Below are 11,888 nucleotides of genomic sequence, written 5' to 3'. Positions count from 1 at the left end.
TGAAACTCAGTATGTTGTTTAAGAACTGAACAACATGGGGCTACCATGTCTTCTCATCGAATTAAGCAACAAAGCCTGTTGTTTTGTTCGAGTCATAAGTAAGAGTCCTGTTTATAGTTATGTACACAAACTTTGTGTGGGCAAATCTGACACAGAAGAGCACTCTCGAAAATCGAACAAGGAAATTTATGAGCGTTCGAGCACAAGTTTGTTAATGTCAAACTCGTTTTTTGTTAATTGGCGCATCATTTTGATCATTTCATCAGTAGGGTTAGTTTTTATCGCGCCATTTTCTAATCAAGAAAACCCTAATAAACTGAGCAATTGCTTATTAAACAAGGCATCATACGTTTTCATTTACCAACAACGTTCTTGACTCCGCTTGCACATCAGACCAGCTCGTTAGCGAATTTATTCCTGTTTTCATCGATTTACATGTAACAAATATGTGCCTAACCCTGTTAAATACCAGCAACATTGTTGGTTAATTTCTCCACACCCACACGAAACAATCACCAAAACTATCAATTTAACGCTCGTTCGCGCTTTTGTGAGCAATATATCGAACGTAAATGATAAAAAAAAACATACTAGTTGTAAGTTTATTAAAGTTGCATAAGGTAAAGGTCATGACGGCTTATCAACGAATGGAAACCGACGTTGTCATCATTGGCGGCGGCGCGACCGGCACAGGCATCATGCGAGACTGCGCATTGCGAGGCATCGCGTGCATTCTGTTAGAGAAAGATGACATCGCCTCCGGCACCACGGGTCGTAACCACGGCTTGCTGCACTCTGGTGCGCGCTATGCCGTCACTGATGCAGAATCGGCCAAAGAATGCATTCAAGAAAACCAAACGCTCAAACGCATCGCTCGCCATTGTGTGGAAGCGACTGACGGCCTATTCATTACCCTGCCTGAAGACGAACTCAGCTTTCAAGACACCTTTATTCAGGCTTGCGGCAATGCCGGTATCGAAGCGACCCGTTTAACGCCAAAAGAAGCACTCGCGCTCGAACCGAACGTGAACCCGGCGCTGATCGGTGCGGTGAAAGTGCCCGACGGCACGCTGGATCCGTTCCGTTTATGTGCCTCGAACGTCCTTGATGCCAAAGAGCACGGCGCGCGCATGTTCAACCGCACCATCGTCACCAGTTTGATTCGCCAAGGCGATACCATACTCGGTGTACGCTGTTTGCAATTGGGCACCAACCAACAGTTTGAAATCTTTGCCAAAGAAGTGATCAACGCCGCGGGCATTTGGGGACAACATATCTGCGAATATGCCGACCTCAACATCAAGATGTTCCCTGCCAAAGGCTCGCTGTTGATCCTCGATTACCGCATCAATAACTTGGTGATCAACCGTTGCCGTAAACCTTCCGATGCCGACATTCTGGTGCCCGGCGACACCATTTCACTTATCGGCACCACGTCCGAACACATTGATTACGACCAGATCGACAACTTGCACGTCACCGAACGTGACGTGGATGTGCTGTTGGCAGAAGGCGCGAAACTTGCGCCGATCATGGCCAATACGCGCGTACTGCGTGCCTACGCGGGGGTACGTCCTTTGGTTTCGGTAGATGACGATGGCAGTGGCCGGAATATCAGCCGCGGCATCGTTTTGCTCGATCACCAAGAGCGCGACGGCCTCAAAGGCCTCACCACCATTACCGGCGGCAAACTGATGACCTACCGCTTAATGGCGGAATGGGCGACCGACTTAGTGGCGAAGAAACTGGGCAACACTCAGGCGTGCGAAACCCACACGCGCCCACTGCCGGGGTCAAACGAAACGCCAAAAGCCATCAAGAAAACCGCCAGCATCGCCAAACCGGTGTATGAATCCGCCATTTATCGCCATGGTGAACGCGCCACGCAATTCTTGTCTGACGATGCCAAGAGCCAAGCGATTATTTGTGAATGTGAAATGGTCACTGCGGGCGAAATTGAATACGCGATTAAACAGCTCGACGTCAACAACTTGGTCGATCTGCGCCGCCGCACTCGCTTAGGCATGGGCCCTTGTCAGGGCGAACTGTGCATCTACCGTGCGGCCAGCCTGTTTTCCGAATATGGTCAGGTCGATGGCTGTCAATCGAGTGAATTGTTGGTCGATTTTCTAGAAGAGCGCTGGAAAGGCATCAAACCCATTTTCTGGGGTGATGCGCTGCGCGAAGCGGAATTCAGCTATTGGATTTACGAAGGATTACTCGGTGCCAGCGACCTGCCCCAGCCCGCTCAATCAGAACACCCTCAAGCAGAACAACAAAAACAGGAGGCGGAATTATGATGCATTATGATGTGGCCGTGATCGGCGGGGGCATTGCGGGTTATACCGCTGCAATTCGCAGCCTGCAAGCTGGCAAAAAAACCGTGCTCATCAATCAGGGTCAAAGCGCGTTACATTTCTCTTCCGGCTCCATTGATGTGCTGGCGAAATTACCAGATGGCAGCGCGGTCACCCACCCGTTTGATGCCCTCGACGCATTACAGCAACAAGCGCCGTCCCATCCGTACAACACGGTGGGTCGTAGCACGCTGCAAAAAGGGCTGGAATGGTTTCGTCAAACGCTCGCCACCGCGAACGTGCCGCTATCGCATCAAGATGATTTGGCCAATCACGGGCGCATCACGCCGCTTGGCACACTCAAAGCGACTTGGCTATCGCAGCCATTTGTTTACCAACACCGCCAAGAAGTTTCGTTTGAGCGTATTGTGGTGGTTTCGATCGATGGCTATCGCGATTTTCAGCCACAAATGCTGAAAGATAACCTTCACCAGCATCCCGATTTTCAAGGTGTGCCGATTCACACGGTCACCCTGTCGATTCCGGGGTTTGACGGATACCGCCGCAACCCAAATGAGCTGCGCTCAATCGACATTGCACGTTTGCTAAAACACGATGCCGCGTGGACCGCGCTATGCGATGGTTTGATGCGTGCAGCCAATCGCAACGACTTGGTGATCATGCCCGCGATCATGGGCAACGGCGATGGCCTAACGCTGCTAACGAAGCTACGCGACACCACGCAACTGCAATTTCACGAAGTGCCGACCATGCCACCATCGCTGCTGGGTATTCGCATTGAAGAGGCGCTCAGTCGCACCTTCCTGCTGCTGGGTGGCATTCACCTCAAAGGCGACAAAGTGGTCAACGGCACGTTTGACGGCGAGCGTCTGGTTAGCCTGCAAACGCAAAACCTGCGCGACATGGCCATCAGCGCCGACAACTACATCATGGCAACCGGCAGCTATTTCAGCCAAGGGTTGCATGCCGAGCAACACGCCATCCAAGAACCGATCTTTGGCTTGCAAGTGACGCATAAACCAGCACGCGTTGATTGGCGCAATCCGGCCTTCTTTGCCGACCGTTCACACCCTTTTATGGCATTCGGTGTCGAAACCAACGCGCAATTGAACCCACAGCGCAGCGGCGTCACCATTAAAAACTTGTACTGCTGCGGCTCCATGTTGTCGGGATACGATCCCGTGTTTGAAGGGTGCGGTGGCGGCGTCGCGATTGGCACCGCCTACCACGCCATCATGCAATGCCTAGAACCTCAATTGTCAGCGTCTCACCCTAACCCATTCGATCAGGAGGTGCTCGCATGAACGCGCCATTTTCAAAAGCTGCTCCTCTGAATACCAGCTTTGACCAATGTATTAAATGCACCGTCTGCACGGTGTACTGCCCCGTGGCAAAAGCCAACCCAGATTACCCAGGCCCGAAACAGTGCGGGCCGGATGGCGAGCGCCTGCGCATTAAAAACCCGGAATATTACGACGAAGCGCTTAAATACTGCACCAACTGCAAACGCTGCGAAACCGCGTGTCCTTCTGGGGTGAAAATCGGCGACATCATCGCCGTCGCGCGGGGTAAACATGGCAAGAAACCGCTCAATCCGAAACTGATGCGTGACTACGTGCTGAGCCACACCGACCTGTTCGGCTCACTGGCCACGCCATTTGCACCAGTGGTGAACTTCGCCACATCGATGCCATTGGTGAAAAAAATCATGCACAAAACCATCGGCGTGCATGACCACAAAGCGTTGCCGAAATACTCGCACGGCACGTTCCGTCGCTGGTTTAAACAAAATTGCACCAGCCAGCCGCTGTATCAGCGCCAAGTCACCTACTTTCATGGCTGCTACGTCAACTACAACCACCCACAATTGGGCAAAGATCTGGTGAAGGTGTTGAATGCGATGAATATTGGCGTGCGCTTGCTGAACAACGAGAAATGCTGCGGCGTGCCTTTGATTGCCAACGGTTTTCATGACAAAGCGCGTAAAAACGCATTGCTGAACGTGAAGAACATGGAAACTGCGGTCAATGAATATCACACCAAAGTGATTTCAACCTCCTCAACTTGCTCGTTCACGCTGCAACAGGAATACCCGCATGTGCTCGGCGTCGACAACAGCCAAGTGTCCAACGACATTGAATACGTCACGCGCTTCCTGCTGAAAGAGTTTATGAATGGCAATGCGCCGAAAATGAAACCGGTCAACCTCAAAGTGGTTTATCACACGCCTTGTCACTTGGAACGCAGTGGCAACGTGATGTTTACCATTGAGTTACTGCGCATGATTCCGGGCCTAGAACTGATTGTCCTCGATAGCGAATGCTGCGGTTTGGCGGGCACCTATGGCTTTAAAGAAGAGAACTATGACGTGTCGATGAAAATCGGCTCGCACCTGTTTGACTCGATCAAAGCCTCCGATGCAGATTTTGCGATCACCGACTGCGAAACCTGTAAATGGCAAATCGAAGAGAACACCGCGCTGGAAACCATTCACCCGGTCAGCTTGCTGGCGCAAGCACTGGCTTAGTCTTCCAACCCCAAAAAGGCGTCTTCAAAGAAAGTCGTTTCAACGCTCAACGTACAAAAAAGCGGGCATTGCCCGCTTTTCTTCTGTCACTTTCGCTTTTCGTTTGCTGCTGTCTATCGCACCACAGCATGGCGAAGGCTGTCGACCTAACGAATGGTCACGTCAGATAAGCGATACCAGCCCGACGCCTGCAACCCTTCATTGGCCAGATTCACTTCTGCCTCAGCATGGCGATCGACCAAAGCCAACTCAAGGTAGTAATGGCCGGTGGGGATCGTTTCAGGCAAAGTGAAACTGCTGGAGGTCGCGTGTTCACCCGGCAGCCAACGCATGACATCTGCGGTTGAGACGTTGAAAAACGCGGTTTCTTCGTCCTCATTCACCAATCGATACGCCAGATAATGGTGCTGATACGGTGGCGCGTTCCCTTCGTTCACAAGCAAGGCCTGAACCGTCATGGTCGCGCCCGGCGTCAATTCAGCAGGGTGCACCAGTGTGTCTACACGCAGACGATAGCCAATTTGAGCCAACGCATCGTCCAACAAATCACGATACTGAGTCGGCACCACGTGCGATTTCAGGTTCAATGTCGAAGCGTGCTGCGCAATCGCCCAATCCAAGCTTTCTGGTATGGCTACCAATCTGCAAAATCAGCTTGGAAAGGTTCAAGTCACCTAGAGTTGGAAAATTCGGACATTGCCCAGAGTTGGTTAAAAGTCGTTTTAATGGCGATGGCTATCACTTTTTTAAATCCACATGTATATCTGGATACGGTGGTGATACTCGGGGGCGTGACTGCTCAAATGGAACCTGATGAAAAACTATTGTTTGTTATAGGGGCACTGATCGCATCAGGGGGCTGGTTTTATGGATTAGTGTATTTGGCTAACAAGTTGATCCCACTTTTTAGTAAGCCAAGAACATGGCGAATTTTAGATTCTGCGATTTCATGCATCATGTGTGGTATTGCATTGAAGCTGGCAGCACCTTTGTTAAGCCAATACATATAGAGCGTCGCGATGAAGCTGCATTTCTATTAACTAAATTGCTCCTGTTAGATTGGACACTGAGTTTCCATACCAGAAGTTATTCGTCCTTTGCTAATTTAAGTAAATACTCTAAACCATTTCTGTCCGTGCGACCTGAAGTCGTATGAAGCGTTGTTCACCGCTTTATGAGTGAACCGTCTGTATCACCAGATGAACCTACGAGCCTGAATAAAGCAGCGGCTCGGACAATGTAACGAAACTTGGCCGTTGGGCTGAGTGGGAAAAGAATCGTGAGAGGACGTTCCTCCTGAAAACCACAATTCGGGTAAGTGCTAGGTAGTCAGTATGATGAACATATGTGAATCCATTCAAGGTGCGTTATATGATGAAGCAGCGGAAGTGGTTATTACGCTGTAGCCAAAAGGCAATGAGAGTTGGAAAGAGGTTGGACAGTACTTTTTCGTGGTCACTGCACTCTCCGCACTATAGTGGGCATCTAACCCGACATTTTACGCAACATACGGAACAGGGTAAGCCTGTATCACTCCCTTTGGGAAAGCCTTTGTGGCCGATAGTGGTGCAGGTATAGGAGGTCGGAAAAAGCGAAAGCTACATTGTAATGATGCAGATACAGACTTATGTCTGATCACGAAAGTGAGCCCACTTCCGACTGGTCTTCCATTGCGAGAGAATTTGAAGAACTTTATTCAAGGAGAAAAGCAAATGGTGATCTCGAAAGAGATTAGTGCATCTTCTGACGGCGATCAATGGCAGTCCATCGACTGGAAATCCGTTGAAGTACACGTATTGAAGCTTCAAATGCGTATCGCAAAAGCAACTAGAGAAAAGAAATACGGTAAGGTGAAGTCTTTACAGTGGCTCTTGACTCATTCTCGCTCAGCCAAGCTTCTCGCGGTTAAGCGAGTCTCTCAGAATAAAGGCAGTAAAACGCCTGGAATAGACGGTGTCATCTGGAACACAGATGCACGCCGTATGAAAGCAGTCGATCAACTGAGTCGCAAGGCTTACTCCGCAAAACCACTCAAACGTATCTATATTCCCAAAAAGAACGGTAAGCTCAGGCCACTGGGTATTCCATGCATGATTGATAGAGCGCAACAAGCCCTCCACCTTCTTGCATTAGAGCCTGTGTCCGAAACGTTTGCCGACCTCAATAGCTATGGTTTTAGACCAAATCGCAGCACGGCTGACGCTGTCAGTCAGTGCTTCAAATGTTTAGCTCTAAAGCAATCCGCGAAATGGGTTCTTGAGGGAGATATTAAGGCTTGCTTCGACAAAATCGGGCATAAATGGCTGATGGACAATATCATTGTAGATAAACGAATGTTAGAGCAATGGTTAAAATCTGGCTATGTAGATAAGGGGCTGTTCTACGATACCGAAGAAGGTACACCTCAAGGTGGAATAATATCTCCAACCTTGATGCTAATGACTCTCGCGGGAATAGAGCAACAAATAAAATCTACAGCTCTGAAAATGGGTGCTAGGGCCAACTTTATCGGTTATGCGGATGATTTTGTGGTCACCTGCTCTTCAAAGGAAGTGCTAGTGAACGATATCAAACCGTTGATTGCTGGCTTTTTGGCAGAAAGAGGGTTAACCCTCTCCGAAGAAAAAACGAAGGTCACTCATATTGATGATGGCTTTGACTTTCTGGGTTTCAATCACAGGAAGTACAAAGGGAAATTGCTCATTAAACCGAGCAAATCCAATACGCTGTTATTCCTTAGAAATCTACGTGAAGTTATTAAAAAGCACGCAACCATCCCTGTTAACGATCTTATCAAGTTGATAAATCCGAAACTTAGGGGATGGGCGAATTACTATCGCCACTGTGTTGCTAAACAAGTATTCGGGTATGTCGGCCATAAACTATTCCAAGCGTTATGGCACTGGGCAGTTAGACGTCATCCAACCAAGTCCAAAGACTGGGTTGTGCACAAGTATTTTCTCAATCGTAAAGGCCAGTGGCAATTTCACGGTTGGCAGAAAATCATGAACATGGACTGTCACTTCAATCTGTTCCAAATAGCGAAAGTGCCTATCGAAAGACACGTAAAAATTAGGAGTGCTGCGACCCCTTTTGACCCTCAATACCAAGAATATCTGGTGAAGAGAAAATCTAAAAGGCTAGCTCGTAACTCTTGGAAAGAGCCTGTCCCGACTGCGTTATAAGTTGCTGGGTATCAATGATGCCTTAGTGGAGGCTTGAGCCGTATGCAGTGAAAGTTGCACGTACGGTTCTTAGAGGGGCGGCACTTGGTAACAAGTGTCGTCTACTCGACAAAAATGTTTACAGAGCCAAGCTTTGGGACAAAAGCGAGCTGGCTAGACTGCACTCCTCACTAAGCAATCTATTCATGGTACAAACGCAGAATTTCAGCCAAGCTCTGGGACAAAAGCGCCTTAGTATAATTGACCTAAAACGTTTGTTCCCAAACCTGTTTAGCTTCGCCTTTGGAGTATATTTCAGTTGTCACTGTGAACTAGGCCTATTTTTATAATAACTGACAACGTACTTAGTTTTATTGAGGTTGTTATGCTGATAGTGCCTATTATTCAATCTAGCAATGAGGTAATGATAGGAAACTGTTAGGTTGAGTCTAAATTAAAACCCACCGAAATGGTGGGCTTATAGAACTTCGAGCTTAATCAATACACTGGTAGTTAATTAAAGTAAGCTTCTCAGAACAGTACATTTTGCCTGCCCATGCATCGTATTGTTGCATGTTACATTGAGTTCGAGTCATATCGCCAAAGCGCTTCGCTTCAGAATAGTTCCAAGCTTTACATTTTTGAGATGCGATACTGTCAACAAGGTTCCAATCAACATTAGGTACATAAATTGTGTATGCATCATCTTTAGTCATGTAGCCCATTGTTACAGAACCATCTGCTTTAGAACCATTAATAGTAGTGGGAGCAACATCTACTGTTTTAGTTGATACACAGCCCGTAACACTGGCTGCAATCGCCACGATAGTAAGTAGTTTTCTCATAGTATGAACCTGATTTGATGTTTCCTTTATGTTATGACAATTAATTCATAATATTGGTGATATGAGTCAAGTGTTAAGTATTTCTTTTAAGCCATTCCTGTTCTTCTCAATTCAGACTGGACACCTAGTGAAACGATTTTTCCATACCTGAAATAATACATGAAGTGCTAATGTTCGATTTTATTAAACTCATGCGTCATTAGATGTCTCACGCCGCTTAGCTTTAGGACAAACTTACTTCTATATGTTCAGGTCAAGGCCAGTGCTGTCAATTAAGCATTGCTATACTTCTTGTTTGGGGATACCAACTAAACAAGGCGATCACGAGGAAGCCCGTATTGTGAAGATTGAAATAGCAGAATCTCTTTTGCGCTCATGGCTACGACATGTCCGTGGTTGTGAGTTTGCTGAGTTAAACTGGAAAGCATCGCCTGAGTGGTTGCCTAAGTCTGATGAGATAACGGAACTTTTCGATACAGCTCACGAACTTTGGCCGGAAGCTTTTGGAAAAAATGGCTACGAGCAACTATTGCGTCAAGCAGAGGTTGATGTACTAGGACTTTCATTCTACGACAACCGACTATATTTCATAGATGTAGCTTTTCACCTTGGTGGGTTGAATTATGGTGATAAATTAACAACGGCAATGAGGGTTTATAAAAAGCTAGTTAGATCAGCACTAATTGCGAAGCGCTATTTCCCCGATCAAACATCTTCTATTTATTTTGTCTCACCATTCACTAACGCGAATGTCTGTTCTGAACTTGATGTGGTGAAGGATAAACTCCAAGAAATATCGGCGAATGATGAAAAGATAAACTTTGACTTTATTCTTACAAGATCCGAATTCAAATCAGAAGTGATGGAACCACTACTGTCATTGGGAAATGGTGTGGCAGATACATCTGAACTGTTTTTACGCAGTTGGCAATTGATAGAACCTTTCTTCAATATCCAACTACAAGGAAATGAGTCAGAAATATTCACTCCTAAGAAAGACACTTTGCGTACCCCTATGCCCACGTCAGAAGTTAATAGAACAGACCTATTAATATCGGCGCTTTATTTGGCAAAATTTGGCCATCTTAATCGACTGGGTTTTGGGAACCAGACAAGAACGATTAAAAGCTTGGCAGATATAATAGGGTGTTCAGCAAACTCGTTAAAAGGCTTTAGAGATAGGTATGACCGATATGTTGAGAGTCCTCGTGTGGGTTATGATTTGCCACTATCTGACGAGTTGACGGTGGCTTTAGATAAGTATGGTGATTTTTCGGAACTAGAATTACGGGCTAAGCTACCAACCTAAAGTTATTCGCGGTCATTCTTCATTGTGATCTTCCGGTCTACTTGGGACAAAAGCGAGTTAGTAGTGATAACTCGCCGAGCAAATGATTAGGTTATCTACGCTTCTTCCAAGATTGGTTCAGGTAGCATCACATTGACTTGTACATCTTTAGCTTTACCCTCTATCCAGTTGGATATCTCAGCACAATATTTTTTCCACTCCTCAGTATCTTCTATCGCCTCCAAAATATTTTGTCTGGCTTGTCTGTACCCTGAAGCATTAGCCAAGCGATCGAAATAGCAATGCCAATCGTCCTCACCAACAACACCCCTTGAGCACGCAGCGAGAGCAGTAAGCCGTGCATCGTCGTATTCGTTATTTTCAAATAGATTTTTGATGTTATATTCAGGGCTACCTTTTTGACCTTTTGGTGCAAAATGACTGATTTTAAATTCTTTTATTTGTTGCAATATTGCCATGCGGTCATTATTTCGGTCATCTCCATTGAGGTGCCTTTTGACCTCTTTTTCTCGTTCCTCTGCTGCACGACAAACGTCACCATCCAATACACATAGAGTGTTGGAAATATCATGACCCATTAGAGTTTTACCAGCTAGAAGAGCGAATGCATTACTCCATGCACCGAACTTCGTCACTTCGATGTAATCCTGCATGTGATGCCGATAAATTAAGTTAAGGCAAATTTCTTCTGCCAGCTCATCTTCTACAGCTATATGAAAAGGCTTCGTCAAATCTCCAGTTAGCTGACTCATAATTTGGGGATTTGTATTAGGCATAGGTATTACGCCTTTGCCAGTATTTAGAACACCAACGATATTAATATCGTTGCTAAAATCCGTAATGGTTTCTCGATGAGTAGAAAAAACGACTTCAATTTTATTTTCTTCTGATCTTTGAATGATTTTTTCGATTAATCGCTTAAAGGCTGCACCATGAAGTAAGACGTCAACTTCATCGATCAAAAGGAAACCTCCGTTTGCAAGAATTGGACTATGCAATGTATAAAGAATAGTCAACACTCGTTTTCACCAGCTCCCATGGAATGCTCACTGTAAGCTGTCCCATTGAATTCAAGGCCGAACATGGTATGAACTTTCCCGCCTTTGCGAGATGTATGGCTGTAAAGAGCTTCGTAATTTCGACCTAAAATATAAATCATGTCTTGCTTGATTTTATCTGCCGCATTGTGTGCAAGTTGCTCTGTATCAAACTCTTTATATCTATTGGCGTGTTTGTCTTCATTTAGTGTGGCTAAGTCTTGAAGACCAATATGTGCACTCTCTCTTTCATGCCTTCGTCCGTAGATTGGTAACCACCGACTTTGTTTAGCTCCTTGCTTTTTATAGAAAATTTCTTTGTCGGATTTACGTGTTACCTGTGGTTTTTTATTGGGGTTTCGTTCATCAAAGGAAAATTCTAAGGTGAAACGTGCATCCTCCCAATCAGTGTGTTTATTGGGAGTAAAAAAATCCGATAATCGATTGTAGTCTTTTGATGTTTGCTTCCCTTTGGGCTTAAATGTGCATGCCAATGCATGAATAATTGTCGATTTACCGGAGCCATTCATACCTATGATTGCGGTTACTCTTTTTTCATCATTAAAGTCCAAGGGGAAGTCTGTGATTCCTTTCAAATTTTCAATATGTAGCCTCTTTAGCCTGTAATTGAATCTTGTTCTTGCATTCGCATCATTATTTTTTTGGCAGCCATAATGTGCTCCTTACT

Annotated in this window: 9 protein-coding genes and 1 pseudogene; 6 read left to right on the top strand and 4 right to left on the bottom strand. The window is 46.2% G+C overall.

Features of this window, described 5'->3' with window-relative positions; genetic code table 11:
* Nucleotides 1-629 precede the first annotated feature (629 nt).
* The 3 genes from glpA to glpC are packed head-to-tail and all read left to right on the top strand — an operon-like array spanning nucleotide 630 to nucleotide 4,845.
* Nucleotides 630-2,300, top strand: a complete 1,671-nt coding sequence (gene glpA / locus R7Z78_RS23480; protein WP_025594253.1) for an anaerobic glycerol-3-phosphate dehydrogenase subunit A — start codon at nucleotides 630-632, stop codon at nucleotides 2,298-2,300.
* Nucleotides 2,297-3,622, top strand: a complete 1,326-nt coding sequence (glpB, locus tag R7Z78_RS23475) for a glycerol-3-phosphate dehydrogenase subunit GlpB (protein WP_014257458.1) — start codon at nucleotides 2,297-2,299, stop codon at nucleotides 3,620-3,622. The genes glpA and glpB overlap by 4 nt, the downstream gene beginning before the upstream one ends.
* Nucleotides 3,619-4,845, top strand: a complete 1,227-nt coding sequence (gene glpC, locus R7Z78_RS23470) for an anaerobic glycerol-3-phosphate dehydrogenase subunit GlpC (RefSeq protein WP_004726856.1) — start codon at nucleotides 3,619-3,621, stop codon at nucleotides 4,843-4,845. The genes glpB and glpC overlap by 4 nt, the downstream gene beginning before the upstream one ends.
* A gap of 146 nt (nucleotides 4,846-4,991) precedes the next feature.
* On the opposite strand, the gene R7Z78_RS23465 is transcribed toward glpC, so the two are convergent.
* Nucleotides 4,992-5,465, bottom strand: a complete 474-nt coding sequence (locus tag R7Z78_RS23465) for a DUF4832 domain-containing protein (RefSeq protein ID WP_025594143.1) — start codon at nucleotides 5,463-5,465, stop codon at nucleotides 4,992-4,994.
* On the opposite strand from R7Z78_RS23465, the gene R7Z78_RS23460 reads away from it, so the two are divergent.
* Both R7Z78_RS23460 and ltrA read left to right on the top strand, forming a co-directional pair.
* A complete protein-coding gene (locus tag R7Z78_RS23460; RefSeq protein WP_025589760.1) occupies nucleotides 5,442-5,855 on the top strand; it encodes a LysE/ArgO family amino acid transporter in 414 nt (137 codons plus the stop codon). The two genes, R7Z78_RS23465 and R7Z78_RS23460, sit on opposite strands and share 24 nt — an antisense overlap.
* A 702-nt stretch (nucleotides 5,856-6,557) precedes the next feature.
* A complete protein-coding gene (gene ltrA, locus R7Z78_RS23455; RefSeq protein WP_031848075.1) occupies nucleotides 6,558-8,030 on the top strand; it encodes a group II intron reverse transcriptase/maturase in 1,473 nt (490 codons plus the stop codon).
* A 473-nt stretch (nucleotides 8,031-8,503) separates the two neighbouring features.
* Here ltrA and yecR read toward each other — a convergent pair whose 3' ends face one another.
* On the bottom strand, nucleotides 8,504-8,854 hold the full coding sequence (yecR, locus tag R7Z78_RS23450) for a YecR family lipoprotein (protein ID WP_115206687.1): 351 nt from the start codon (nucleotides 8,852-8,854) through the stop codon (nucleotides 8,504-8,506).
* Nucleotides 8,855-9,194: 340 nt separating this feature from the next.
* On the opposite strand from yecR, the gene R7Z78_RS23445 reads away from it, so the two are divergent.
* Nucleotides 9,195-10,163: a hypothetical protein gene (locus tag R7Z78_RS23445; protein ID WP_115206688.1), complete on the top strand. Its 969-nt coding sequence runs from the start codon at nucleotides 9,195-9,197 to the stop codon at nucleotides 10,161-10,163.
* 95 nt (nucleotides 10,164-10,258) lie between these two features.
* On the opposite strand, the gene R7Z78_RS23440 is transcribed toward R7Z78_RS23445, so the two are convergent.
* Nucleotides 10,259-11,125 carry a hypothetical protein gene (locus R7Z78_RS23440; RefSeq protein WP_169643932.1) on the bottom strand — a complete coding sequence of 289 codons (867 nt, stop codon included), beginning with the start codon at nucleotides 11,123-11,125 and terminating at the stop codon, nucleotides 10,259-10,261.
* A 50-nt stretch (nucleotides 11,126-11,175) separates the two neighbouring features.
* Nucleotides 11,176-11,808: pseudogene (locus R7Z78_RS23435) on the bottom strand (AAA family ATPase); the annotation flags it as partial.
* Nucleotides 11,809-11,888 lie beyond the last annotated feature (80 nt).

Origin of the sequence: Vibrio sp. 1167, assembly GCF_033340375.1 — a bacterium.
Taxonomy (GTDB): Bacteria; Pseudomonadota; Gammaproteobacteria; order Enterobacterales; family Vibrionaceae; genus Vibrio; species Vibrio alginolyticus.
Note: the sequence above shows the minus strand (reverse complement) of the source record. Positions and strands in the feature narration are given on the sequence as shown.